At 73.9% G+C, this 25,218-nt stretch carries 18 protein-coding genes; 7 read left to right on the top strand and 11 right to left on the bottom strand.

Features of this window, described 5'->3' with window-relative positions; all coding sequences use genetic code 11:
• Positions 1-15 precede the first annotated feature (15 nt).
• On the bottom strand, positions 16-687 hold the full coding sequence (gene pxpB, locus SM793_RS32040) for a 5-oxoprolinase subunit PxpB (protein WP_320441826.1): 672 nt from the start codon (positions 685-687) through the stop codon (positions 16-18).
• A gap of 185 nt (positions 688-872) precedes the next feature.
• On the opposite strand from pxpB, the gene SM793_RS32035 reads away from it, so the two are divergent.
• Positions 873-1,808: an RNA-guided endonuclease TnpB family protein gene (locus SM793_RS32035; protein WP_320441825.1), complete on the top strand. Its 936-nt coding sequence runs from the start codon at positions 873-875 to the stop codon at positions 1,806-1,808.
• A gap of 33 nt (positions 1,809-1,841) precedes the next feature.
• On the opposite strand, the gene SM793_RS32030 is transcribed toward SM793_RS32035, so the two are convergent.
• The 3 genes from SM793_RS32030 to SM793_RS32020 form a co-directional block, all read right to left on the bottom strand.
• Entirely contained in the window at positions 1,842-2,618 is a 777-nt protein-coding gene (locus SM793_RS32030) for a 5-oxoprolinase subunit PxpA (protein WP_320441824.1), read from the bottom strand.
• Between the two features lie 72 nt (positions 2,619-2,690).
• Entirely contained in the window at positions 2,691-3,290 is a 600-nt protein-coding gene (locus tag SM793_RS32025) for a hypothetical protein (RefSeq protein ID WP_320441823.1), read from the bottom strand.
• Positions 3,291-3,476: 186 nt separating this feature from the next.
• Positions 3,477-4,265 carry an IPT/TIG domain-containing protein gene (locus SM793_RS32020; RefSeq protein WP_320441822.1) on the bottom strand — a complete coding sequence of 263 codons (789 nt, stop codon included), beginning with the start codon at positions 4,263-4,265 and terminating at the stop codon, positions 3,477-3,479.
• 160 nt (positions 4,266-4,425) lie between these two features.
• Here SM793_RS32020 and SM793_RS32015 point away from each other — a divergent pair, with 160 nt between their 5' ends.
• The 4 genes from SM793_RS32015 (at position 4,426) to SM793_RS32000 (ending at position 12,430) form a co-directional block, all read left to right on the top strand.
• Positions 4,426-5,961, top strand: coding sequence for a hypothetical protein (locus SM793_RS32015; protein ID WP_413816081.1), 1,536 nt, complete (start codon positions 4,426-4,428; stop codon positions 5,959-5,961).
• Between the two features lie 150 nt (positions 5,962-6,111).
• On the top strand, positions 6,112-6,987 hold the full coding sequence (locus SM793_RS32010) for a hypothetical protein (RefSeq protein WP_320441821.1): 876 nt from the start codon (positions 6,112-6,114) through the stop codon (positions 6,985-6,987).
• Between the two features lie 79 nt (positions 6,988-7,066).
• On the top strand, positions 7,067-11,647 hold the full coding sequence (locus SM793_RS32005; protein ID WP_320441820.1) for a hypothetical protein: 4,581 nt from the start codon (positions 7,067-7,069) through the stop codon (positions 11,645-11,647).
• Positions 11,648-11,665: 18 nt separating this feature from the next.
• Positions 11,666-12,430, top strand: a complete 765-nt coding sequence (locus tag SM793_RS32000; RefSeq protein ID WP_320441819.1) for a phosphodiesterase — start codon at positions 11,666-11,668, stop codon at positions 12,428-12,430.
• On the opposite strand, the gene SM793_RS31995 is transcribed toward SM793_RS32000, so the two are convergent.
• Both SM793_RS31995 and SM793_RS31990 read right to left on the bottom strand, forming a co-directional pair.
• A complete protein-coding gene (locus tag SM793_RS31995; protein ID WP_320441818.1) occupies positions 12,406-12,924 on the bottom strand; it encodes a hypothetical protein in 519 nt (172 codons plus the stop codon). The two genes, SM793_RS32000 and SM793_RS31995, sit on opposite strands and share 25 nt — an antisense overlap.
• Before the next feature lie 252 nt (positions 12,925-13,176).
• Positions 13,177-13,872 carry a FadR/GntR family transcriptional regulator gene (locus SM793_RS31990; protein ID WP_320441817.1) on the bottom strand — a complete coding sequence of 232 codons (696 nt, stop codon included), beginning with the start codon at positions 13,870-13,872 and terminating at the stop codon, positions 13,177-13,179.
• Between the two features lie 159 nt (positions 13,873-14,031).
• On the opposite strand from SM793_RS31990, the gene SM793_RS31985 reads away from it, so the two are divergent.
• Together SM793_RS31985 and SM793_RS31980 are read left to right on the top strand one after the other, a co-directional pair.
• On the top strand, positions 14,032-14,586 hold the full coding sequence (locus tag SM793_RS31985; protein ID WP_266273222.1) for a gluconokinase: 555 nt from the start codon (positions 14,032-14,034) through the stop codon (positions 14,584-14,586).
• Positions 14,583-15,977 (top strand): GntP family permease, encoded by a 1,395-nt coding sequence (locus tag SM793_RS31980; RefSeq protein WP_413816080.1) that lies wholly within the window; start codon positions 14,583-14,585, stop codon positions 15,975-15,977. The genes SM793_RS31985 and SM793_RS31980 overlap by 4 nt, the downstream gene beginning before the upstream one ends.
• Before the next feature lie 78 nt (positions 15,978-16,055).
• Here the strand turns inward: SM793_RS31980 and SM793_RS31975 are convergent, their stop codons facing one another.
• The 5 genes from SM793_RS31975 to SM793_RS31950 form a co-directional block, all read right to left on the bottom strand.
• Positions 16,056-16,550 (bottom strand): hypothetical protein, encoded by a 495-nt coding sequence (locus SM793_RS31975; protein WP_320441816.1) that lies wholly within the window; start codon positions 16,548-16,550, stop codon positions 16,056-16,058.
• Positions 16,550-20,584: a DNRLRE domain-containing protein gene (locus tag SM793_RS36520; RefSeq protein ID WP_413816079.1), complete on the bottom strand. Its 4,035-nt coding sequence runs from the start codon at positions 20,582-20,584 to the stop codon at positions 16,550-16,552. The genes SM793_RS31975 and SM793_RS36520 overlap by 1 nt, the downstream gene beginning before the upstream one ends.
• Before the next feature lie 302 nt (positions 20,585-20,886).
• The gene (locus SM793_RS31960; RefSeq protein ID WP_320441815.1) at positions 20,887-22,482 is read right to left on the bottom strand and encodes a glycerol-3-phosphate dehydrogenase/oxidase; all 1,596 of its coding nucleotides are present in this window, start codon (positions 22,480-22,482) and stop codon (positions 20,887-20,889) included.
• A 151-nt stretch (positions 22,483-22,633) separates the two neighbouring features.
• Entirely contained in the window at positions 22,634-24,154 is a 1,521-nt protein-coding gene (gene glpK, locus SM793_RS31955) for a glycerol kinase GlpK (RefSeq protein ID WP_320441814.1), read from the bottom strand.
• 91 nt (positions 24,155-24,245) lie between these two features.
• A complete protein-coding gene (locus SM793_RS31950) occupies positions 24,246-24,983 on the bottom strand; it encodes an MIP/aquaporin family protein (protein ID WP_413816078.1) in 738 nt (245 codons plus the stop codon).
• Positions 24,984-25,218: the final 235 nt, after the last annotated feature.

The raw sequence follows: 25,218 nt of genomic DNA, 5'->3' as shown, positions 1-25,218 counted from the left end.
TGTCGGTCCCGGCCGTCACTCCGCGCCTCCCCGGACCGGGGTGAAGCGCACCCGGGTGCCCGGGGCGAGGAGCGCGGCCGGGGTGCGGGCGGTGTCCCAGAGGGGGAGGGCGGTGCGGCCGAGCAGCTGCCAGCCGCCGGGGGAGGAGCGCGGGTAGACGCCGGTGTAGGGGCCGGCCAGGGCGACCGAGCCGGCCGGGACGGCGCTGCGCGGGGTGGCCCGGCGCGGCACCTCGTAGCGGGCCGGCAGGCCGGTGAGGTAGCCGAAGCCCGGGGCGAAGCCGCAGAACGCCACCACGTACTCGGGTGCCGTGTGGATCCGGACGGCCTCCTCGGGCGGGACGCCCCACAGCGCGGCGACCTCGGCGAGGTCGGCGCCGTCGTAGACGGTGGGCACCTCGATCAGCGGGCCGGCGGCGGTGGCCGCCCGGTCCGGGCGGGCGGTGCGCAGCAGCCGGGCGAGCGCGGGGACATCGGCCACGCCGTCCAGCAGGACGGTGTGCGCGGCGGGCACGATCTCCTCGACCGGCGGCAGCCCGCCGGCCGACTGCCGTTCGCGGAGCCAGCCGTACAGGGCGGTGACCTCGGCGGCGCCGGGCAGCTCGACCAGCAGCGCGCGCTCGCCGACCGGTCGCAGCACCGGACCGGGGCCGTCGGCCGGGCCGTCCGCTGCGCCGCCTGCCTTCATCGAATGCCTCCAAGGAAGCCCTGGCCTTGAGGTCGGGGAGGAATGGGATCGCCCGCGATGGGGGCGTCCCCGGGCGAAGGCTGGGGGAGGGTCAGGAGTGGCCGAATCGCCGTCAAGGCGGTGCGGTGTCTTGACATGTGATTGTCCGTCATATGGTCACAAGCAGTGGTGTTAGTGTGTGATCCGTGGCGACCACTCATGTGAAGCGGGCGTTCAAGTCCCGGAAGAAGTCCCGCCGCTCCGCCGAGTACACCACCAGCGGCTTCCGGTTCCGGGACGGCCGGCTGACCCTGGCGAAGATCGATCAGCCGCTGGACATCGTGTGGTCCCGTCCTCTGCCGGCGGGCGCTTCCCCGTCCACGGTGACCGTGTCCCAGGACGCGGCCGGACGCTGGTTCGTCTCCATGCTGTGCGAGGACCGCCCGGCCATGCCCGGGGCGGTCAACGCCGCCGTGGGTGTTGACGCCGGCATCACCAGCCTGGTGACGCTCTCCAGCGGGGAGAAGATCACCAACCCGAGGCACGAGCGCAAGGACCGGGAACGCCTCGCCAGGGCCCAGCGGGATCTCTCCCGCAAGGCCGAGGGTGACGGCGCCAACCGGGCCAGGGCCCGGCTCAAGGTCGGGCGGGTCTACGCCCGGATCGCCGACCGGCGCAGGGACTTCCTGCACAAGCTCACCACTCGACTCGTTCGTGAGAACCAAACGATCGTGATCGAGGATCTGACCGTCCGGAATATGCTCAGGAACCGGCGGCTGTCGCGTGCGATCAGTGACGCGTCCTGGACCGAGCTGCGGTCCATGCTGGAGTACAAGGCCGACTGGTACGGACGCGAGGTGATCACCGTCGACCGGTGGTTCCCCTCGTCCAAGCTGTGCTCGGCCTGCGGAACCCTGCAGAGCAGGATGCCGCTGAACGTCCGCGAGTGGACGTGCGCCTGCGGGACGGCCCACGACCGGGACGTCAACGCGGCACGAAATATCCTGGCCGCCGGACTGGCGGTTGCAGCCTGTGGAGACGGTGTCAGACCTCAACGGAGCACTCCGGGCGGGCAGTCGTCGATGAAGCAGGAAGTAGTCCCACCGCCGCGCACACGCGCAGCGGCTCAGCCGCGAGGCTGAGGGGAATCCCCGCCCTTCAGGGCGGGGAGGATGTCAAGCGAAGGCCTCTACCCGGACCCCCGCCGAGGCGAGTGCGCCCCGGATCCGCCAGGCGAGCTGGGCCGCGCCGGGCGTGTCGCCGTGCACGCACAGCGAGCGCGCCTCGACGGCGATCCGCTCGCCGCCGATCGCGTCCACGGCGCCGTCGCGGGCGATGCCGACCGCGCGGGTGATGACGGTGCCGGGGTCGTGCACCACGGCGTCCGGTCCCCGGCGCGGGACGAGGGTGCCGGCCCAGGTGTAGGCGCGGTCGGCGAACGCCTCGGTGACCACCGGCAGCCCGACGTCCTCGGCGACCGCCAGCAGCCGGGAGCCGGGTAGGCCCAGCACCGGCAGCGGTCCGTCGCAGACCGCCCCGGCCCGCAGGATCCCGGCGACGACGGCCTCGGCCTGCTCGGAGTCGGCGACCACCCGGTTGTAGAGGGCGCCGTGCGGCTTGACGTAGGAGACCCGGGAGCCGGCGGCGCGGGCGAAGACCTGGAGGGCGCCGATCTGGTAGGCGATCTCGTCGGCGAGTTCGTCCGGCGGCACGTCCATGGCCCGGCGGCCGAAGCCGGCGAGGTCCCGGTAGGAGACCTGGGCGCCGATCCTGACCCCGCGTTCGGCGGCCAGTGAGCAGACCCGGCGCATGGTGGACGGGTCTCCGGCGTGGAAGCCGCAGGCGACGTTGGCGCTGGTGACGACGGACAGCAGGGCCTCGTCGTCGGTCAGCGTCCAGCGTCCGAACCCCTCACCGAGGTCCGCATTGAGATCGATCACCGCATCGGTCACGCCCGTCCGCCTCCCAGCAGCTGTTGAGGCAGATGGTAGGGCCTGCGCCCGACCGGTCCGCCCCGTCGAGGCTCAGCCCGCCGCCGGGGCCGACCCGTGCGGCCGGGTCGGGTCGGCAGGCCCCGGCCCTTCGGGGAGCCGGGCCACCCGCGCGGTCAGTTCGGCCCGTTCGACCAGCGGCCGCAGCGCCCGCAGCACGATCAGCAGCGGTACGACGCCCACCACCCCGAACGACATGTCGATGAAGCGCCAGTACAGCGGGATGCCCCGGAGCGGTCCGCAGATCAGTGCGAGGGGGATGATCCCGGCGCAGGCCAGCACCGCCCAGCGGATCACCCGGACATTGCGCACGGGGTCCTTGAGCGGTCCCGCGAACGCCGCCGCGATCACCAGGTGGGCGAAGGCGAGCCAGTCGGTGCCGTAGGCGAGGAAGGGGTAGCGGTCGTTGGTCTCGGCGATGCCGTCCCGGACCCGCTGGATCCACTCCAGCAGGGCGGGGAAGTGCTCGGTCACCGGGGCGCCGGGCCCGGCGGCCAGCTCGGAGAGCCAGCGGGTCTCGCTCTCCAGGGGGAAGGCCGTCAGCCCGCTCAGGACCAGGCAGACCACGAAGATCCGGAGCAGGCGCCGGACTCTCAGCAGGACCGTCCGGTCGTTGTCGGTCGCGTCGTTCATCTGCGTCCACCCCATGCCGAGGAGGCAGGCCGGGCTGCTCCCGCCTGCACGGGAGTGACTCCAGACCTTCGAATTGAACGTGTTCAACATGCCCTGGTGAACCTGCTCCGGAAGCGGCCGGACGCACTCGGGGCCCGGTACCCGGGGCGGGTACCGGGCCCGAGTGGACGCTCGGCGGGAGCCGGGTCAGGGCGTGTAGCCGAAGGCCGTCGGCGTCGCGGCGGAGCCGCCCGGGGTGACCAGGGTGACCGGGACGGTGCCCGAGCCGGCCGGGGCGGTGACCACGCACGCGGTGTCGGTGCAGCTGCCGTTCGCCGGGGTGTTCCCGAACAGCGCGAAGCCGTTGGTGAGTCCGGTGCCGGTGATCGTCACGGCGGTGCCGCCGGCGGCGGGGCCGGTGCCCGGCGCGAGCGCGGTGACGGCGGGCGCGGCCGGCGTCACCGGTGCCTGGAGCCCGCTGCCCAGCAGGTAGCGGGAGACGTTGTCGGACGGGTCGGCGTCGTCCTTGTTGGCCGCCGTGACGGTGATCACCCCGGACGGCCGGGTGCCGTGCGAGCTGACCTGGACCTTCATGAAGTCGCTGCGCCCGGGCGCCCGGGTGCCGGTGAACACGGCCTCCAGCCGGCGGCCGTCGGGGGAGACGGTCTGGGTGAAGGTGTAGTCGTACGGGGTGGAGTACATCAGCGCGCCGGTGGTGGTGAGGCCCGGCGGCAGGTCGACGGTCAGCCGGGTCACCCCGGTGACGTCGGCGGTGCCGGTGGACTTCCAGGTCACGCTGAAGCTGGTGTTGTCGACCGGGAAGACCGGGTAGTTGCCGGCCTGTGTCACCGTGACGTTCGGACCGCTCACGGCGGTCGCGAGGGCGATGGGCGCGACCGCGGTGGGTGCGGCGGTGGCGACGGCGGCGATGGCGACGGTGAGGGTGGTCACGGCCAGTGCGGCGGCGAGGCCGCCTCGAACCAGTCTGGTGATCATACGAAGCATCATGGCCGAGCCCGGGGGGTCACCGGGAGGCTTTTCTCGAATGCGGGTTCTATCGGCGGACGCCCGGAGAGGTGCCGCCCGCGGGCCTGTCCGGAAGGTCCGTTTCGGTCGATGTCGGGGCCTGCCTCTACTCTTGTCCACCGTGACCGTCATCGCCGACCAGCCCACCGAGCACGGCCCCCGGCCGCCCGCCGGGCCCGCCGTCGCCGCCGCGCGGCCCGCGCCCGGCCCCGCCGCCGACGAGGGCCTGGCGCGCCGGCTCAAGGCGCTGGCCTGCACTGCGCCCCTGCACGACCTGGACAACCGCAAGGTGATGCTGGCCGGCGAGTACGGCGGCTACGCGATGGCCGAGGTCGGACTCGCCGCGATCGACCTCGTCACCCTCAACATGGACTTCGACACCGGCGCCGACCGGGAGATAGTGCTGGCCCGGCTGCTGCCCAGGGTCGCCGCCCAGGCGCCCGGCCGCCCGGCCGCCGAGCACCAGCGGGTCGGCCGCTGGGTGCTGGAGTCACTGATCAACGTCGGCAGCGTCGACCGGGGTTTCCGCGCCGTCTACGGCACCTTCGGCGCCGACGGCGAGTACGTCCGCCGCGACTACGACTTCAAGCTGATCGAGGAGGTCCCGGGCCCCGACGGCGGCGTCTACCTGCGCACCACCGACGAGGCGGTCAACGTCCTGGTCGGCGCGCTGGACACCGACGTCACCTCCGCCCAGATCGCCGCCGAGGTCAAGCTCGAGGTGCTGATCCGGCGCGGCCGCCTGGCCGACGCCCAGCTCGCCGCCGAGCAGGCCCGCTACCGCACCGTCCAGTACGCCGAGACGCTGCGCCGCGCCCTGGAGGCCACCCGCCGCAACGTCCGGGCCGTCGACTGGATGCAGGCGATCCCGGACCTCATCGACGAGGCGCTCGACCACATCGCCGACCGCTACCGGCACGAGAACGCGATTCTCACCAACATCCGCAAGGCCCGCGACGAGGCCGAGGAGCCGGAGCACAAGCGCCGCGCCGCCGAGCTGGTCGACATCGTCAAGGACTGCATCCGCCGCCACACCCAGCTGCAGACCCGGCTGCTGGAGGCGGGCCCGCTGTTCCGCGCCGAGCAGGACCGGCAGGCTTTCGCCACCCCCGGCGCCCGCAGCGGCATCGACCTCTACGGCCAGCTGCTCGCCCCGGTGCTCCGGCTGCCGGTAGCGCGGGCCGTCCGGCCGACCGACGCGTTCTTCGCCCGCGGCACCGGCCTGCGCACCCCCGCCTCGGTGCGCGTCGCGGACCTGGTCGACCTGCTGCTCACCCCGCCCGTCGAGCGCGAGCACCTCGGCGCCGAGCTGCCCGACCCGGACCTGGTCGCCACCCCGGCCGACAGCCGGTTCTCCGAGGCCCAGCTGGAGGCCGCGCTCGTCCTGCTCGACCTGCCCGCCGACGCGCCCCGCCGGCTCTCCGGACTGCTCGCCGAGGCCCGCGGACAGGACCCGGAGCTTCCGTACCTGGTCGCGCTGCTGGCCGTGCACGCGGCCAGCCCGCCGGTCGGCACCGCCTACCGGCAGGGCGAGGAACGGCTGCTCTTCGCGGTCGACGACGGCACCCCGCTGCACGACCCGGAGTTCGGCGGCGCCGACCTCGTCGTTGGCAGCGCCCTGCTCGACGCGGCCGGGATGGCCGCCGACCGCAAGGACGCCGGCTGACCGCCGGCCCGGGCCCCGACCACGCAGCACCATCCCGCCCCGCCCCGCCCCGACCGCCGCACGCACCGCCCGCCCTGGACCACCCGCCCGTGAACCACCCGTGAACCGCCCGCCCGTGAACCACCGCAACGCCTCCGAGGAGCACCGCCCGTGACGACCCACCACGACACGTCCTGGGCGCCCGAGACCGAACCGGCCGCCCCCGCGCCGATCACCCCGGCCGACGTCGCGGACGCCGCCCGCCTGGTCTCCTTCGGCCTCCAGGCCAAGCTGCTCCCCGCCCGCGACACCGAGTACGCCGAACTCGTCCGCCGCCACCGCGAGGACCCGCCGTTCGCCCGCCTCGCCGACGCCGTCGCCACCGGCATGGGCCTGGTGGTCCTGGAGGTCTCCCCACGCGCCGGCATGGCCGTCGCCGCCGCCGAGGACTCCGTCTTCGCCGTCCGGATGGGTGACTACTCGCGCCGCGCCGCCTCCGAGTCCACCGACCGCTTCCTCCACGGCCTGGCCCACCTGGCCGTCGCCGCGATGGCCTTCCCCCGCCCCGACGACCTCTCCGACGACGGCTACCTCGGCCGGATCACCGTCAACGGCGTCGACGCCTTCGTCCGCCAGGCCTGCCGCCGTCTGGAGGAGCAGGCCGCCGCCGACGGCGACAACACCGACCCGCAGAGCGACGCCCCCGGCCTGGAGGCCGCCTGGCGGGTCTGGGCCCGGCGCACCGCCACCGGCGCCACCAAGGACGCCCGCCGGCTCTCCGGCTCGACCATCGGCATCGTCGCCAAGGCCGTGCTGTTCCTGGTCGACTCCGGCTTCCTGCAGAAGGTCTCCGACGACGCCGGCGGCACCTACCGCACCACCGCCCGCTACCAGCTCCAGGTCCGCGACCTGGCCGGCGGCGCCGCCATGGCCGAACTGCTGGACCTCGGCATCGTGCCGGTGTCCGACGGCAGCGCCTCCCTGCTGCCCCCGGACACCGGGGACGACCTGGTCGCCGACGCCGGACTGCCGTTCCACTCGCTCTAGCCCCCCAACCCCCCACCCCGGCCCCCACCGGACCGGCCCCAGCCGACCCATCCACCCGTCTCCTGGAGAACAGCCGCACATGTACGAGCTCAACCGGGTCCGCCTCTACTCGATCGGACCGGCCGGCGCCCGCTACGCCGACACGGTGCTCGACCTGCGTGGCGTCGGCGAGCCCGTCGCCGACCCGGCGCCGCAGCAGATCGGACTGTTCGGCGAGGAGACCGACGGCCCGGTCCGCCGCCCCGCCCCGGCCGGCGTGCTCTTCCTGGAGAACGGCGGCGGCAAGTCCGTCCTGCTCAAGCTGATCTTCTCGGTCATGCTCCCCGGCCACCGCAACACCCTCGGCGGCGCCAGCTCCGGAGTGCTCCGCAAGTTCCTGCTCGCCGACGACTGCGGCCACGTCGCCCTGGAGTGGCAGCACACCGTCACCGGCGAGCCGGTCGTGGTCGGCAAGGTCAGCGAGTGGCGCGGCCGCCAGGTCTCCTCCGACCCGCGCAAGTTCGCCGAGACCTGGTACTCCTTCCGCCCCGGCCCCGGCCTCACCCTCGACTCCCTCCCGGTCGCCGAGCGGATCAGCCTGGCCGGCGACCAGAAGGCCCGCGGTCGCCGCCGCACCATGAAGGGCTTCCGCGACGCCCTCACCGAGGCCGGCAAGGCCCACCCGCACCTCGACCTGGTCTTCGAGGACGGCCACGACCGCTGGACCGAGCACCTCGGCGAACTCGGCCTCGACCCCGAACTCTTCCGCTACCAGCGCGAGATGAACGCCGACGAGGGCGAGGCGGCCGGCCTGTTCGCGGTCAAGCAGGACAAGGACTTCACCGACCTGCTGCTGCGCGCCGTCACCGACACCCGGGACACCGACGGCCTCGCCGACCTCGTCCACGGCTTCGCCGCCAAGCTCGGCCTGCGCTCCGAGCTCACCGCCGAACGCGACTTCACCGCCGGCTCGCTGGACCTCCTGGAGCGCATCACCGAGGCCACCGCCGCCCGCGAGAGCGTCCGCGAGTCCCACCGCACCGCCGAACGCCGCACCCGCCGGCTCGCCCACGCCCTCGCCTCGCGCGCCGCCGCCGAACGCGACCGGGCCGAGGACCTCGCCGTCGAGGTCGCCGCCGCCGCGGGCGCCGTCACCGCCGCCGAGACCGACCGCACCCGGCACACCCTGATCGCCGCCGAACTCACCCACCGGCACGCCACCCTGGCCCTCGCCGCCGCCACCGCGGAGGCCGCCGGGCTGCGCCGCGAACTCACCGAGGCCCGCACCCTGCACTCCGCCTGGCAGGCCGCCGAGGCCGTGCTGCGGCACCGCGCCGCCGCCGACCGGGTGACCAGGGTCGCCGCCGCGATCCGCGAGGCCGAGCTGGACGCCGCCCCCGCGCTCGCCGCCCGCGCCCGCGCCGCCACCGCCCTGGCCCGCGCCCTGGAAGGCGCCGCCGGAGCCGCCGAGGACCGCGCCGACACCGAGGAGCAGCGCGCCGCCGAACTCCAGGCCGACGGCACCCGGGCCCAGACCGACGCCACCGAGGCCGCCACCGCCGCCCAGAAGGCGCGCAGCGAGGCCGAGCACCTGCGCCAGCGCCTCGCCGAGGTCGAGCAGGAGACCGCCGCCGCCGTCGAGGCCGGCTTCATCGACTCCGACGGCGACATCGACCCGGCCCGGGCCGCCCTGCACGCCGCCGACGTGGAGAAGGCCGCCGGCGCCGCCCTCGCCCGGGCCCGCACCGCCGCCGAGACCGCCGCCGCCCGGCTGCGCGAGGCCGCCGCCGCGACCGGCCGCGCCGAACTCGCCGCCGCCCGCGCCACCGACGCCCGCAAGGCCGCCGGCCAGGCCCTCGCCACCGAGCAGCGCACCGCCGCCCTGCTGGCCACCGAGCCCCGGCTCGCCGACCTGCTCTCCCTGACGCCCGCACCCACGGTCTGGAGCGAGGACGGGTCGGCTGCCGAGGAGGACGCCGGCTTCCTCACCCCCGCCGTGCTCGACCGCAACGCCGAGTACCTGCGCGAACTCCTCGACGAGTCCATCGCGACCGCCGAACGCACCCTGTTCGACCTGCGCACCGCCGCCGCCGACGATTCCCGGATCCTCGCCGCGCTCGGCGACGGCGGCCTGCTGCCGCCCGGACCGGACGTGCTCGCCACCGTCGAGTACCTCGCCGAGCACGGCATCCCCGCCCTGCCCGGCTGGCGCTACCTGGCCCAGTCCGTCGACCCCGCCGACCACGAGGCGATCCTTGCCGCCCGCCCCGAACTCGTCGACGGCGTGGTCGTCACCGACCCGAGCTCGCTGGAGCGGGCCCGCGAGGCGTTGGGCGCCGCCGCCCTGCTGCCCCGTTCCACCGTCGCCGTCGGTGCCGCCGCCTCGCTGATCGCCCCGATCACCGACGAGCCGGAGTTCTTCCTCGTCCCGCCGAACCCGGCCATGCACGACGAGTCCGCCGCCGACGACGAGCGCCGCGCACTGCGCACCCGCGCCACCGCCCGCGAGGAGCACATCCGCGAACTCGCCGCCCGCCTCGGCGGCGACCGCGCACTCGCGGCCCGGCTCGCCTCCTGGCACGCCAGCTGCCCGCCCGGCACCCTCGCCGAACGCGCCGCCGCCGCTGAGGCCGCCCGCGAGCACGCCGAGCAGGCCGCCGCCGCCCTCGCCACCCTGCGCGCCGACCACGACGAGGCCGAGGCCGACCACGCCACCGCGACCGCCGCCCACGAGGAGCACCGGGAGGCCGCCCAGCGCGCCCGCCGCCGCGCCGACGCCCTGTCCGGCCTCGCCTTCCGGCTGCGCGAGCGCGCCAACTGGAGCCGCCGCCGGCGCGAACTCGCCGAGGACGCCGCCGAGTGCGACCGCCGCCGGACGCTGTGCGCCGAGCGCGCCCGCACCTGCGATGAGGACCGCCGGGCCGCCCAGCGCGCCGCTGACGACGCCCGCCGCACCGCGCGCACCCTGCGCGCCGAGCGGGCCGAGATCGCCGCCGCCGAGCAGTCCGGGGAACCCGCCGACACCGCCCCCGCCGCGCTGCCCGCGCTGCGCGAGGCCTACCGCGCCGCCTCCCAGCTCTACGAGAAGGTCGGCGTCGGCGCCGACCTGCGGGCCGAACAGGCCCGCGCCGAGGGCGACGAGGCCGCCGCCGCGACCGAACTCGACCGCCTCACCAACAAGGTCCGCAGCCGTGCCGAGGAACTGCTCGGCAGCCCCGACGGCGCCGACGGTCCGGCCCGCCAGGCCGCCGCCGCCCGCGCCGAGGAACTCGTCGCCACCATCGAGGCCCGGGCCGCCTCGGCCAGCGAGCAGCTCGGCCGGCTCCGCGGCGAGGCCGAGCGCTCCGCCCCCGCCGACGGCGACGCGCACACCGAGCTGCCCGAGGATCTCGTCCCCACCGACCCCGAGCACGCCCAGGCCCTGCTGCGCACGGCCACCGGCCGGCTCGCCGAGCTCCGCGAGGCCGTCGACACCGCCCGCACCGCCGCCGCCGACCTCCAGCGCACCTTCGACGCCGCCCAGGCCGCCGCCGCCGACTTCGACGAGCACGCCGGGCAGCTCCGGGACGGTCTGCGCGAGCAGGAGGAGGACGGTCCGGCCGTCGAGCCGTACCTCGGCCCGCTCGCCGACGCCCGCACCGCCGCCGCCGAGGCCCGCCGCACCCTGCGCACCGCCGCCGGGGAGCTGTCCGCCGCCGAACTCGCCGTCCGCGACGCCTCGGACGCGCTGGTCCGGCACGCCAACGCGGCCCGCTACGAGGCCGTCCGCACCCCGGCCCGCCAGCAGATCCGCGAACTGCCCGCCTCCGCGCTGCCCGACCACGCCGCCAACTGGGCGGTCGCCTTCGCCCCCCGGCTGCGGGTGCTGACCGACGAACTCACCCAGCTGGAGCGCAACCGGGGCTCGATCGTGGACCGGCTGCGCGGACTGGTGGAGTCCTCGCTGACCACCCTGCGCGCCGCCCAGCGGCTGTCCCGCCTCCCCGAGGGGCTGGGGGAGTGGTCCGGCCAGGAGTTCCTCCGGATCCGCTTCGAGGACCCGGACCACGCGACCCTGGTCGAGCGCCTCGGCGAGGTCATCGACGAGGCCACCCGCGCCGCCGTCCGCAAGAACAGCGACCTGCGCCGGGACGGCATGTCGCTGCTGCTGCGCGGTGTGGCCGCCGCGATCGGCCCCAAGGGCGTCTCGGTGGAGATCCTCAAGCCGGACGCGGTGCTGCGCGCCGAGCGGGTCGGCGTCGGCCAGATGTCCGACGTGTTCTCCGGCGGGCAGCTGCTCACCGCCGCCATCGCGCTCTACTGCACGATGGCCGCGCTGCGCGCCAACGACCGGGGCCAGTCGCAGCTGCGGCACGCGGGCACCCTGTTCCTGGACAACCCGATCGGCCGGGCCAACGCCACCTACCTGCTGGAGCTCCAGCGCGCGGTGGCCGACGCCCTCGGTGTCCAGCTGATCTACACCACCGGCCTGTTCGACACCACGGCGCTGGCCGAGTTCCCGCTGGTGATCCGGCTGCGCAACGACGCCGACCTGCGGGCCGGCCTCAAGTACATCTCGGTGGAGGAGCACCTGCGGCCGGGGCTCCCCGCCCCGCAGGACCCGGACGGCCCGGCCGTCCACGGCGAGATCACCGCCACCCGGATGTTCAAGCGTCCGGCGGAGGTTCCCGCCACGTCCTGAGCGGCATACGGTGACCGCATGCTGACGATCGTTCACTTCAGTGACATCCATCTGGGCCAGGACCACCACGGCGACGCGGGGGAGCGGGCCCGTCGGCGGGCCGAGCAGGTGATGGCGTACGTGGACGGCCTGCCCGGCCCGGTGGACGCCGTGCTGGTCACCGGCGACCTCGCCGACAACGGACTGCCGGCCGAGTACCGGGAGGTGGCCAAGGTGCTGACCTCCCGGTACCCGGTGCTGCTCTGCCCCGGCAACCACGACGCCCGCGAGCCCTACCGCGAGGTGCTGCTCGGCGAGGAGCCGTCCGGCGGCCCGGTGAACCGGCTGCACGCGCTGGCCGGGGCCGACGTGCTGATGCTCGACTCCTCGATTCCCGGCCGGCACGACGGCCTGCTGGACGACGAGACCCTCGGCTGGCTGGACCGCACACTGGCCGAGGGCCCGGCGGACCGCCCGGCGCTGGTCGCCTTCCACCACCCGCCGGTCACCCTGCACCTGCCGTACGTGGACCCGATCCGGCAGTTCGGCGAGGAGCGGCTGGCCGAGGTGCTGGGCCGTCACCCCCGGGTGCGGGCACTGCTCTGCGGCCACGCGCACACCGCGGCGGCCACCGTGTTCGCCGGGCTCCCGCTGCTGGTCGCGCCGGGCGTGGTCTCCACCGTGCCGCTGCCCCTCGAGGGCGGGGCGGAGATCACCTTCGACCAGCCGCCGCTGATCGCCTTCCACCTGCTGGACGACGACGGCCGACCGACCACCCACTACCGGGTGGTCGCCCCCGCCTGACGCGGCCCGGGGCCGGCCGGGTAGGGCGGCGGCGTCCCCGGGTACGGCTGCTGCGTCGCCGGCTGCGGCGGGTACGGCGGTTGGACCTGCGGCGGCTGCGCGTGGGGCGGCTGTGCGGGGAGCGGCTGTGCGTAAGGCGGTGGCTGCGGCACCCGGGGGCGCGGCTGGGGCTGGGAACGGGGCTGGGGCGGCTGCCGGTACTGCGGCGGGCCGGCCGGAGTGCGGCTGCCGCCCATCGGCGAGGCGGAGTTCGGCGCCCGAACCCGCTGCGCGGCGACCTGGCGGGAGATCAGGATCTCCAACAGGCACCACATCGTGCCGAACACCCCGAGCCCCATCGCCATCAGCGCCGGCGTCATCAGCCAGCTGTCGGCGTACGAGGACAGCGCCGCGACCACGATGCCCACCAGCGTGAACGCCAGGCAGAGCACCGCGCGGACGACGGCGATCCGCACCTCGTCGGGAAGTCGGCGGCGACGGCGGGCGGTTGGCATCGGGTGACCCCCAGGCACGGAGCGGCGGACTGGCGGCGGACGGTACGGCGGACCACCGGAGGGACGGGCGCCGCTGACACGCCCCCGCGCTCCACTCTGCCCCGTCGTACCCGGACTATGCGCACGAATCCCCCGAACTGATGCCAAATCATGTAATCCGGCTCGGACCGTACCGAACGCCCCGCCGGATCCTCTGCGTGCTAAGCCGGGCCGCGCGCTCAGCCGAGCTGCTGGTTCGGCCGAGCTGCTGGTTCAGCCGAGTTGCTGGTTCAGCTCGGTCAGCGCGCCCTGGACGATGGTGCGCATCGCCTGCTCGGCCCGCTCGGCCTCCCCCGCGCAGACCGCCTCGGCGACCTCGCGGTGCAGCCGGATCGCGTACGGCTCAGGCTGATGGGGCATCAGATGGTACTCGGTCCGGCCGGTCAGCACCGCGCCGACGGTGTCCCCGAGATGCGCGAACATCTCGTTGCGCGAGGCCTGCAGCACGGTGGAGTGGAACTCGATGTCGTGCCGGAGGAAGGTGGTGAGGTCGGCGGCGCGCGCCGTCATGGTCAACTCGACCGCCAGCGCGCTGAGTCGGCGCCGCTCGTCATCGGTGGCGTGCCGCGCGGCGAGCGCCGCCGCGGCCGGTTCCACGGCCAGCCGCAGCGAGCCGAGCGAACGCAGCTGCGCCGAGCGGTCGGCGCCGGCCAGTCGCCAGCGGATCACCAGCGGATCGAAGACGTCCCAGTCCGACCGGGGCTGCACGGTGATGCCGACGCGGCGGCGGGAGGCCACCAGTCGCATGCCCTCCAGGATCCGGACCGCCTCGCGGACCACCGTCCGGGAGACGCCGAACCGCTCCTCCAGCTCCTCGGCGCGCAGCACGGCGCCCTCGGGGAGCTCCCCGGACGCGATGGCCGGCCCCAGTTCCGCGAGCAGTCGGCCGGGCAGCCCCTGGATCTCCATCCGGCCAGCCTAGTCCTCCGGGCCCACCCCGGCCCCCGTGCCCCCGGCCCCGCCACGTCCCCGCGCCCGGCAAAAGTATGACGATTTGGTTTCCGACACTTGAATACGTCATACCTTTGAGGCGATAGTGGCGGCCAGGCAACGAAGGAGCACCACCTCATGGCTCTCAGCGTCGAGAACCAGGACACCCCCCGCGCGCCCCTCACCGTCGTGGTGATGGGCGTCTCCGGTGTCGGCAAGACCACCCTGGCCCGCCTGCTGGCCGAACGCCTCGGCCTGCCCTTCGCCGAGGCGGACGACTTCCACCCGCCCGCCAACATCGCCAAGATGTCGGCCGGCATCCCGCTGGACGACGACGACCGCGCGCCCTGGCTGCGCGCCGTCGGCGCCTGGCTCGGGGAGCGCGCCGAGGCCGGCACCGGCGGCGTCGTCACCTGCTCGGCGCTGAAGCACGGCTACCGCGACATCCTGCGCGCGGCCTGCCCGGACGCCTGGTTCCTGCACCTCAGCGGCCGGACCGGACTGGTCGAGGACCGCCTCGCGCGGCGCACCGACCACTTCATGCCGCCGTCCCTGCTCGGCTCGCAGTACGCCGCCCTGGAACCCCTCGGCCCGGACGAGCGCGGCGCCGTCCTGGACATCGGGCCGAGCCCCGAAGAACTCGTCGAGAAGGCCGCCGCCCTGCTGCGGCCCGTCAATGGAGACCTCGCGTGACCCCCATCCTCACCGTGCTCGCGGCCGCCCCACCGGTCCTCCCGCACACCGACAGCGACGGCCGGCTGCTGGTCGCCGTGCTGCTCGCCATCGGCGCCATCGTGCTGCTGATCACCAAGCTCAAGCTGCACCCCTTTCTCGCCCTGACGCTCGGCTCCGGCCTGCTGGCCGCAGTCGCGGGCGCGCCGTTCGACAAGCTGCTCAGCAGCTTCTCCACCGGTTTCGGCGCCACCGTGGCGGGCGTCGGCCTGCTGATCGGCCTGGGCGCGATGCTGGGCAAGCTGCTCGCCGACTCGGGCGGGGCGAACATCATCGCGGACACCGTGCTGTCCCGGTCCCGGACGAAGGCGCTGCCCTGGGCGATGGCGCTGATCGCGGCCGTGCTCGGCCTGCCGCTGTTCTTCGAGGTCGGCGTGGTGCTGCTGGTCCCGATCGTGCTGCTGGTGGCCCGGCGCGGCAACGTCCCGCTGATGCGGATCGGCATCCCGGCGCTGGCCGGACTCTCCGTGCTGCACGGCCTGGTGCCCCCGCACCCCGGTCCGCTGGTCGCGGTCGACGCGCTCAAGGCCGACCTCGGCGTCACCCTGGCGCTCGGCCTGCTGATCGCCGTCCCGACGCTGATCGTCGCCGGTCCGCTGTTCGCCCGGGTGGCCGAGCGCTGGGTCGGCCCGCTGGAGATACCGGAGACCGACACCCCGGCGGAGCCGGCGAAGCGCGAGCACACCCCCTCGTTCGGTGCCGTGCTCGCGACCATCCTGCTGCCGGTGGTGCTGATGCTCGGCAAGGCGCTGGCGGACGTCGTGATCGACGACCCGAAGGCGCTGCCGCAGCGGGTGCTCGACTTCCTCGGCTCCCCGCTGATCGCGCTGCTCGCCGCGACCCTGCTCGGCATGCTGACGCTGGGCCGGGCGGCCGGCTTCGACAAGGCCCGGATCTCGGAGACCGTCGGTTCCTCGCTCGGCCCGATCGCCGGCATCGTCTTCATCGTCGGCGCGGGCGGCGGCTTCAAGCAGACCCTGATCGACGTTGGCGTGGGCACCGCGGTCAGCGACTGGTCGTCGAAGTGGCACATCCCGGCGCTGCTGCTGGGCTGGCTGATCGCGGTGCTGATCCGGCTCGCCACCGGTTCGGCGACGGTCGCCACCATCACCGCGGCCGGTATCGTCGCGCCGCTGGCGGCGGACATGTCGTCCACCCACGCGGCCCTGCTGGTGCTCGCCATCGGCGCCGGATCGCTGTTCCTGTCGCACGTCAACGACGCCGGCTTCTGGCTGGTGAAGGAGTACTTCGGGATGAGCGTCGGCCAGACCCTGAAGTCCTGGTCGGTGATGGAGACGGTGATCTCGGTGGTCGCGATCGCCCTGATCATGCCGCTCAGCCTGATCATCTAGCCGGGGATCCGGGTCCGGACACGGCAAGGGCGGGCGCTCCCTCGGGAGCACCCGCCCTCGCCTTCGTTCACGGCCGCGTCAGCGCAGCAGGACCCGCCAGGCCCCGCTGCCGCCGCCGGAACCGGAACCGGAGCCGGAGCCGGAGCCGGAGCCCTCGGAGTCCTCGGGGCGGAGCGTCAGCTCCTTCACCCGGCCGCTCCCGTGGAAGGTCAGCCGTACGGTCTGCCGGTTCGCCGGGTCGTCGCCGAAGTCGGCGCCGACCTCCCCGGCGGCGTCGGGCCCGTACGTCCGGATCCACTCCTCGGCCGCCGCCCGGCGGGCGTCGGCCGGGCCCTCGGCGGCGGCCAGCTCCACCAGCCGGTCCGCCGAGCCGTCGGCCAGCCGCCACACCACCTGCTGGACCAGGCCCAGCGTCTCCGGTACCGGGTAGCCGGTGACCCGGAGGTGCGGATGCGCGGCGTAGTCGGCCGCGTGCTCCAGCCGGGCGTTGTCGGCGGCGCTCGAACAGCCGGCCAGCAGGGCGGCCGAGAGCACGGCCGCCAGCGCGGCCGTCACCGGCCGCCCCGCCGCCATCAGTTGGTCCCGAGCGGGCGGACCACGACGAACCACTCGATCGGGTCGTTCTTCTGCCGGTACCACGCCAGCACGTCGTTCAGGGTGGTGACACCCTGCCGGCCGTGCTGGCGCAGCTCCATCCGGGCGCCCCAGCTGACCACCACGGCGGCGTGGTTGATCCGGCTCTCGTTCCTCCACTTGAAGAAGACGATGTCACCGGGCCGCGCGTCGGAGGTCCAGCGGAGCCAGGTCGAGTACCGGTTGTACATCAGGTGCCGGTGCAGGTTGGCGGCGCCGGCCCAGGTGTAGCTGCGGTTGATCCGCCAGCCGAACATCCAGTAGTCGTTCGTCCACCAGGCGCTGTCCCAGCTCTTGTAGCCGTAGCGGAACCGCATGCCGCCACCGTAGTACAGCGCCTTGGAGACGAAGTTGGTGCAGTCCTGGCCGTAGTCCCACTTGATCCCGACGTTGCGACGGGCCCAGTCGGCGGTGCCGTTGTAGTTGTAGCCGGCCTGGACGGCGCCGGAGGCGGGCTGCGCGGGCTGGACCGGGAAGCCGTTGGCGTCGAGCGGGATGGCCTTCTGCGCGTCCGCCGGGTCGGTCGGCGTCGAGTCCGCGACCTCGACCTGCGCCTGCGCGGAGGCGGAGGAGGACAGCTTCTGCTGGGCGGCGAGGTCGTCGGCCTCGGAGACCAGCACGGCGCCGGTGCCGACGGTGAACTCGAACCGCTTCGGGCCCGCGCTCTCGCTCGGCGAGTCCACGCCGTCGGCCCGGATCATCACCGTGTCCTTGACGGTGGCCCGCACCACGACCTTGCCGGCCGTCTGCTGGTCGACCACGACGTCGGTCAGCGTGACCGCCGCGGCCGCGTACTGCTGGCCCTGGGTCGCCAGCGCCTCGCGGTTGGCGACCAGCGAGGCGTCCTGGGTGGCCAGCAGGTCGACGAAGACGCTGCCGTGCGCGGCCTCGGCGGCCGCCTCCGGCACGGTGAGGCCCGCCCTCATCTTGACCTTGTTGCGGGCGTCCAGGTACTCCTGCACGAAACCGCGGTACTGGTCGGGGCCGCCGGCGGTCGGCGTGCCCTGCACCACGGCCGAGGCGACCGGAGCCGCGGAGCCGTAGCTGTTCCGGGCGGTCACCACCGCGCGGTACGACTTGGTGTTGTCCAGGCCGGTGAACGCGGCCCGGATGTCGGCGGTGGCGATCTCCTGGACGAGCACGCCGGCCGAGGTCTCGACCCGGACGGTGTAACCGACCTCGCCGACCGAGCCCCGGTCGGTCGGGGCGTTCCAGGAGACCACGAGTCCGGTGTCCCCGCCGGTCGCGGTGACCAGCTCGGCGGCGCCGGGCGCGGTCGGCGCCAGGTAGTCGAGCGTCAGCCTCGGGCGCTGCGCGGGGTCGGCGGCGGTGGCCGAGAAGTACCGGGCGACACCGGTCGAGCCGGCGGCCGGGCGCAGGGCCAGCCCGTAGGCCTCGCCCTTCTCGATCCAGGAGCCGGCCGGCGCGGCCAGGTCGGTCTCGGACAGCTTCACCGCGGAGGCGTAGCTGTCGACGCCCGCGGCGGCGATCAGCGCGGCGCCGCCCTGGGAGGGGTCCCAGGCCGAGCCGAGCTGGAACACGTCGACCGCGGTCTCCTCGCAGCCGGGCGTGCCGGCGGCGCAGTCCGAACGGGTCAGCGCCAGCTTGCCGCCGACCACCCGGGATCCGGCCGGGACGGCCGACAGGTCGGGCTTGAGCCAGCCGGTCCAGCTGCTGCCGTCCGGGGTGGTGCCGATCCGCAGCTCGGCGGGGTCGGCCGCCGGGCAGGCGCCGGTGTCGCAGCCGCCGCCGGCGGTGGCCGCCGAGGCGTCGGTGAGGGCGGCGCCGGTGAAGCCGACCGTCGTCGGGGTCGGCGGGACCGGCGGGGCCTGGACCCGGACGGCCAGCGGCTGGTCCGCGCTCCAGGCGGAGCAGCCGACGGCGGTGCAGGCCCGGGCGGCCCAGGTGTAGTCGGCGCCGTCGGTCAGGGCGCCGGCCGGCACCTGGACGGTGGCCCGGCTGCCGCTCTCGGTCCACGCGGGGGCGAGCGAGGTGGGCAGCGGCTGCCCGTTCGAGCCCTTGAGTACGAACTCGGTGCGGACCCGGCCCTGGTTGGGGTTGGTCGCCAGGGCGGAGAGCACCGGCGTCAGGGTCCTGTCGGCGCCGGTCTGGAGGGCGGTGGGCACGTCCGGCAGCGGGCTGACGCTGAAGGTCACCCAGGGGGACCAGCCCAGGTTGTAGTGCAGTCCGTCGTACGGCGAGCTGCGGAAGCGGTAGGTGTGCCCGTACTCCAGCAGCCCGGCCGGGACGGTGACCTCGGAGGGGGTGCCGCTGGGCACGTAGCCGGAGACGTTGACGGCGCCCACCTGGGCCCCGGAGATGGCGTCGACCAGCTGGAAGGTGCCGGTGACCTTGTCGCCGTCGGGGTCGACGAAGGTGTCCCGGAGCACCGGGGTGGTGGTCTCGACCCGCCAGGTGCCGGTGCCGTCCTGGAGGAACGGCGGGCCGGCCTGCTGCTTGGTGCCGGTGCGCGGCCGGTAGTTGTAGTTCACCGTCAGCTTGGGCACGTTGGTCGAGGCGTTGGCGGAGTTGACCTCCTTCCAGTACTTGGTGGAGACCTCGTCGGGCGCGCGCAGGCCCATGCCGGAGGTGCTGTTCTTGGCCGAGGCCCAGGTCTGCACGAGGTCGGTGACGTTGGCGTTGATCCAGCCGTCACCGCCGCAGGCGTCGCGGCCCCTGGTCTCGGTGGAGCTGCCCTTCTTGGCCTTCCAGGCCGGCTGGGCGGTCCAGCGGGAGGCGGTGGACGCCAGGCCGGTGTCCCAGACCTCCCAGGTGTACGGCTGGCAGTCGCTGTTGCCGGAGTGGAAGTTGTACAGCGACAGGGTCGCGCTGGAGACCAGCGCGTCGGCGATGCCGGCGGTGTTCCAGTTGACGAAGGCGCGGGCCTCGCGGGAGCTGCCGTCGGCGTTCTTGGTGCCGGAGTTGCCCCAGTAGAGCTCGGTGTCGGCCGACCAGTCGACCGTCTCGCCCTTCTGGACCCGGGTGTCGAAGGCGTTGCCGAGACCGGCGGTCGCCGGGTCGACGGTCACCGGGTAGACGGTGGCCGGGTCGGCGAGGAACGCCGCGTCCGGGGTGAAGACCAGGTCGACGGTGTCGCCGCGCTGGACGACCTCGAGGCCGACCCGGGCCTGCCGGGGGTGCTCGCTCGATCCGGGCGTGGTGGTGGCGTCCCACATCACCGGGGCGGGCAGCACGGCGCGCTTCTGGCCGTTCTTCCGGTCGGTGAACAGCACGCTGCCGTCCGGCTGCGCCTCGGCCCTGGTGTCCTTGGCGCGCAGCGGCATGGTGTAGGTGTAGCCGCCGGCCGCCGGGCGCTGCTTGAGCAGGACGAACTGCTCGAAGCCGGTGCGGGTGGCCTCGACGATGAGGTCGCCGGCGCCGTCGCCGATGGCGTCCCGGTAGGTGGCCCGGGTGCCGTTCAGCTGGGGCTCGGGCAGGCCGCCGCGCCACTCCAGGGCGAGCTGGTCGTCGCCGGAGCCGAGCGAGACGAGGGTGCGGGCCGCCTCCGCGCCGGCCGGCGCCGCCTGGACGGCCTTGGACTCGGCGAGCGAGCGGGGGCGCTTGCCGCCGGCGCCGGCCAGCTTGAGGCCGTTGGGGTGGGCGGCGGGCGCCACCGAGCCGTCGGCGGCCGTCTTCAGGGTGAGGTCGACGTCGGCCCACTTGCCGTCGCGCAGGAAGCGCACCGGGCCGGCCGACAGCTCGGTGGTGAGGGTGCCGTCGGGGTTGGCCCAGGTGGTGGAGGTCTCGTCGCGCTCGGAGACGGCCTCGATCCGCTTGCCGGTCTTCTGCGCGGCGGCCCGGGCGGTGCCGATGCTCAGCCCGGGGTCGAGCGGGGCCGCCGTGGGGGGCTTGCCGGGGGAGGGTTTGGCGTGCGGCTTGGCCGCGAACGCGGCCGGGGACCCGGCGCCCAGCACCAGGGCCAGGGCCAGCGCGGCGGCCGGTGGACCGCTCAGGGTCCTTCTTGAGACATGCATGGGGGCTCCTTGGCTCGCCCTTGAACAAGGGCGACGGGCGGAGCATAGGAAAGATCAAATGACAAGATGATCATGACAAATGGCGCAAAGCGGCTCATTGCCTGAACATTTCCTGAGAATGGTGATCCGATCGAGACGGACCGTACGCGAACGGCCACGCTTCGCCGTTCCCGCAGGTCAGCGGGGTCGGCGGGCGCCGGAGACGGTGGCCGACCGCGGGCGGGAACGACCAAGGGCGGGCACCCCCGCTCCGGGGTGCCCGCCCTGTGAATCGGGTGACCGTGCCGGTCACCCGCTCCGTTCTACTTGGTGCCGTGCTTCGCCAGGAAGGCCTCGACCTCGGCCCGGATCTCCGGGGTGTCCAGACCGCGGACGGTCATCGTGGTACGGCGGCGCAGCACGTCGTCGGCGGTGTACGCCCACTCGTTGGCGGCCGCGTAGGCGACCTGCGCCCAGACGTCCGGGCCGTCCTCGTGGATCGGCCGGCCGAGCTCCGGGTTCTCGTCGATCATCCGGGCGATGTCGAAGGACAGCGTGCCGTAGTGGCTGGCCAGGTGCTTGGCGACCAGCGGCTCCATCCGCGAACCCGGGTCCCGGTCGATCAGCAGGCGGTGCGCGACGGCGTTCGGCGCGCCGACGCCCGGCAGCGGGACGGTCGGGGCGATCGGGGACATGTCCTCGCCCAGGGAGGTGCCGGGCACGTGGGCCAGCTTCTCCAGCACGGTGCGGCCGATGTGGCGGTAGGTGGTCCACTTGCCGCCGGCGACCGACAGCATGCCGCCCTTGCCCTCGGTGACGACCGTCTCGCGCTTGGCGGCGGCGGTGTCGCCCGGGCCGCCGGGCAGTACCCGCAGGCCGGCGAAGCTGTAGGTGATCAGGTCGCGGTCGATGTGCTCGTCACGGATCGCGTGCGCGGCCTCGCCGAGGATCTGGTCGATGTCCGCCTCGGTGGCCCGGACGTCCTTCGGGTCGCCGGTGAACTCCTCGTCGGTGGTGCCGAGCAGGACGTGGTCCTCCCACGGGATGGCGAAGGAGACGCGGTACTTGTCGATCGGGATGGTCAGCGCGGCGCGCCACGGCGAGCGGCGCTTGACCACCACGTGGGCGCCCTTGGACAGCCGGATCGACGGCGCGGCGCCGGTGTCCTCCATCCGGCGCAGGTGGTCCACCCAGGGGCCGGTGGCGTTCAGCACCAGGCGGGCGTCGACGCCGAACTCGGTGCCGTCCAGGCGGTCCTTGAGCTCGGCGCCGGTGACCCGGCGGCCGGTGAAGCGCAGGCCGGTGACCTCGGCGTGGTTGAGCACGACGGCGCCGGCCTCGACCGCGGCGCGCACGGTCATCACGGCGACGCGCGAGTCGTTCATCTGGTGGTCGCCGTAGACGGCCACCGAGCGCAGGCCCTCGGTGCGCAGCGCCGGCACCTGCTGGGCGGCGTGCGCGGCGGTGGAGACCCGGCCCATGCCGTCACGGAAGGCGGAGAGCGCCGAGTAGAGGAAGACGCCGGCGCCGAGCTTGGGCGCGCTGTGCGGGCCGCCCTTGTAAACCGGCACGAAGAAGGTCAGCGGGTTGACCAGGTGCGGGGCGACGTCGGTGGAGAGCACACGGCGCTCCTTGTGGTTCTCCGCGACCAGCTTGACCGCGCCGGTCTGCAGGTAGCGCAGGCCGCCGTGGACGAGCTTGGAGGAGGCACTCGAGGTGGCACCGGCGAAGTCGCCGGCGTCGACCATGGCGACCTTGAGGCCGGCCTGGGACGCGGTCCAGGCGACGGCGGTGCCGAGGATGCCGCCCCCGATCACCAGCAGGTCGTAGGTGGCCTTGCCGAGCAGCTCGCGGGTCTCGGCGCGGGAGGCGGTGCGGCCGGCGGTGCGCTCGGCGCCCAGGGTCGGGATGGTTGCCATGGTGTGTGTACGGCGCGCGGGTCGGGCGGCGCCGTTACTCCTCTCGGTGTGCGTACGGCCCCTGTGCGGAGAGACCGGGTCGGCCCGGTGCGACGGGCCGGTGGAACGGGAGCGGGCCGGCCGGGGCACGGGGCCCCGACCGGCTTCGCCGTCAGTTGTTCTCTTCCTCCTCCACCCAGCCCATGGTGCGCTCGACGGCCTTGAGCCACTTCTTGTACTCGCGCTCCCGGGTGGCCTCGTCCATGCGGGGGGTCCACTCGGCGGCGCGGTGCCAGTTGGCCCGCAGGGTGTCGAGGTCGTTCCAGAAGCCGACCGCCAGGCCCGCCGCGTAGGCGGCGCCGAGGGCGGTGGTCTCGGCCACGTACGGGCGCTCGACCGGGGCGTCCAGGACGTCGGCGATGTTCTGCATGAGCAGGTTGTTGCTGGTCATGCCGCCGTCGACCTTGAGGGCGGTGAGCTCGACCCCGGAGTCCTTCTGCATGGCGTCGACGACCTCGCGGGTCTGCCAGGCGGTGGCCTCCAGGACGGCCCGGGCCAGGTGGCCCTTGGTGACGTACCGGGTGAGGCCGGCGATCACCCCGCGGGCGTCGGAGCGCCAGTACGGGGCGAACAGGCCGGAGAAGGCCGGGACGAAGTAGGCGCCGCCGTTGTCCTCGACCGTGTTGGCGAGGGTCTCGATCTCGGCGGCGGTGGAGATGATGCCGAGCTGGTCGCGCAGCCACTGGACCAGCGAGCCGGTGACGGCGATCGAGCCTTCCAGGGCGTACACCGGGGCCTGGTCGCCGATCCGGTAGCCGACCGTGGTCAGCAGGCCGTGGTACGAGTTGACGATCTTCTCGCCGGTGTTGAGCAGCAGGAAGGTGCCGGTGCCGTAGGTGGACTTGGCCTCGCCCTCGTTGAAGCAGGTCTGGCCGAACAGCGCGGCCTGCTGGTCGCCGAGCGCGGCGGCGACCGGGACGCCCGCCAGGTCGCCGACGGCCTCGCCGTAGATCTCGGCGGAGGAGCGGATCTCCGGCAGGACGGCCATCGGCACGCCCATCGACTCGGCGATCTCCTCGTCCCACGCCAGGGTCTTGAGGTTCATCAGCATGGTGCGGCTGGCGTTGGTCACGTCGGTCACGTGCCTGCCGCCGTCGACACCGCCGGTGAGGTTCCAGATGACCCAGGTGTCCATGGTGCCGAAGAGGATGTCGCCGGCCTCGGCGCGCTCGCGCAGGCCCTCGACGTTGTCCAGCAGCCAGCGGATCTTCGGGCCGGCGAAGTAGCTGGCCAGCGGGAGGCCGGTCTCGCGGCGGAAGCGGTCCTGGCCGACGTTGCGGCCCAGCTCGCGGCAGAGCCCCTCGGTGCGGGTGTCCTGCCACACCAGTGCGTTGTGCACCGGCTCGCCGGTGTTCCGGTCCCACAGGACGGTGGTCTCGCGCTGGTTGGTGATGCCGATCGCGCGGATGTCGTCCCTGGTCAGGCCGGCCTTCTCCAGCGAGCCGCGGACGACCGACTGCACCCGGGTCCAGATCTCGGCGGCGTCGTGCTCGACGTAGCCGGGCTGGGGGAAGATCTGCCGGTGCTCCTGCTGGTCGACGGAGACGATCCGGCCGTCGGCGCCGAAGATGATGCAGCGGCTGGAGGTGGTGCCCTGGTCGATCGCGGCGATGTAGTTGCCAGTGGAGGTCATGAGGGTCCTCGGCTCAAGAGGTTGGCGGGGGGTGGTGGGCCTGACTCTCAGGTCAGTCCCCGTGCACGGGTGGGGCGGAAACCCGGGGGGATCAGAACGCGGCGTGGTACAGGCCGCCGGCCAGCAGTCCGCCGATGACCGGACCGACCACCGGGATCCAGGCGTAGGACCAGTCGGAGCCGCCCTTGTTGGGGATCGGCAGCAGCGAGTGGACGATGCGCGGACCCAGGTCGCGGACCGGGTTGATGGCGTAGCCGGTCGGGCCGCCGAGCGAGAGGCCGATGCCGACCACGGTGAAGGCGACGATCAGGATGCCGGTACCGGAGAGGCCGAGGCCCTTGGTCAGGCCCTGGGTGAGGATGCCCAGGCAGAGCACGAAGGTGCCGATGATCTCGGTGAGCAGGTTCTGGACCGGGTTCCGGATCTCGGGGCCGGTCGAGAAGATGCCGAGGGTGGGCTCCTGGTTGGCCTGGAACTGGCCGAGGTAGGTGAGCCACACGAGGACGGCGCCGATCATCGCGCCGAGCAGCTGGGAGCCGAGGTAGACCGGCACCTTGCTCCAGTCGCCGCTGTCGACCGCGAGGGCCAGGGTGACGGCCGGGTTCAGGTGGGCGCCGGACTTCGGGGCCGACATGTAGGCGGCGATCATCACCGCGAAGCCCCAGCCGAAGGTGATCGCCAGCCAGCCGGCGTTCAGGGCCTTCGACTTCTTGAGCGTCACGGCGGCACAGACGCCGCCGCCGAGAAGTATCAGGGCGGCGGTGCCGAGGGTTTCGCCGACGAAGATGTCGCCGTTGGAGAACGCGGACACAAAGACTCCCTTGTCCATATGGCCCGGAGGTGCGGGTGGGGGCAGGGGCCGGGCGGATCGCTGGGCGGGTGAGCGCTCTGTGGGATGGATTCGCGCGGCCATCGTTCGACAATGTCGACCGTCATGCGGAAGCTTCCTCCCCGGGTCGCCCTCTCGTCAAGGCCGGGTTACGCAGCTGTGACCCTTCGCTCGCCGCGCTACCCGTAGTCACCGAACGGATCATTCCAATTTTGGACAAAACGGTAAGGCGCGA

The organism is Kitasatospora purpeofusca, assembly GCF_034043715.1.
GTDB lineage: Bacteria > Actinomycetota > Actinomycetes > Streptomycetales > Streptomycetaceae > Kitasatospora > Kitasatospora purpeofusca_A.
Note: the sequence above shows the minus strand (reverse complement) of the source record. Positions and strands in the feature narration are given on the sequence as shown.

Excerpts from the sequence above, each read along its gene's own strand:
- pxpB (WP_320441826.1), bottom strand. The coding sequence starts at position 687 with ATGAAGGCAGGCGGCGCAGCGGACGGCCCGGCCGACGGCCCCGGTCCG.
- SM793_RS32025 (WP_320441823.1), bottom strand. The coding sequence starts at position 3,290 with ATGAACGACGCGACCGACAACGACCGGACGGTCCTGCTGAGAGTCCGG.
- SM793_RS32020 (WP_320441822.1), bottom strand. The coding sequence starts at position 4,265 with ATGATCACCAGACTGGTTCGAGGCGGCCTCGCCGCCGCACTGGCCGTG.
- SM793_RS32005 (WP_320441820.1), top strand. The coding sequence starts at position 7,067 with ATGTACGAGCTCAACCGGGTCCGCCTCTACTCGATCGGACCGGCCGGC.
- SM793_RS32000 (WP_320441819.1), top strand. The coding sequence starts at position 11,666 with ATGCTGACGATCGTTCACTTCAGTGACATCCATCTGGGCCAGGACCAC.
- SM793_RS31995 (WP_320441818.1), bottom strand. The coding sequence starts at position 12,924 with ATGCCAACCGCCCGCCGTCGCCGCCGACTTCCCGACGAGGTGCGGATC.
- SM793_RS31990 (WP_320441817.1), bottom strand. The coding sequence starts at position 13,872 with ATGGAGATCCAGGGGCTGCCCGGCCGACTGCTCGCGGAACTGGGGCCG.
- SM793_RS31985 (WP_266273222.1), top strand. The coding sequence starts at position 14,032 with ATGGCTCTCAGCGTCGAGAACCAGGACACCCCCCGCGCGCCCCTCACC.
- SM793_RS31975 (WP_320441816.1), bottom strand. The coding sequence starts at position 16,550 with ATGGCGGCGGGGCGGCCGGTGACGGCCGCGCTGGCGGCCGTGCTCTCG.
- SM793_RS36520 (WP_413816079.1), bottom strand. The coding sequence starts at position 20,584 with ATGCATGTCTCAAGAAGGACCCTGAGCGGTCCACCGGCCGCCGCGCTG.
- SM793_RS31960 (WP_320441815.1), bottom strand. The coding sequence starts at position 22,482 with ATGGCAACCATCCCGACCCTGGGCGCCGAGCGCACCGCCGGCCGCACC.
- glpK (WP_320441814.1), bottom strand. The coding sequence starts at position 24,154 with ATGACCTCCACTGGCAACTACATCGCCGCGATCGACCAGGGCACCACC.
- SM793_RS31950 (WP_413816078.1), bottom strand. The coding sequence starts at position 24,983 with ATGGACAAGGGAGTCTTTGTGTCCGCGTTCTCCAACGGCGACATCTTC.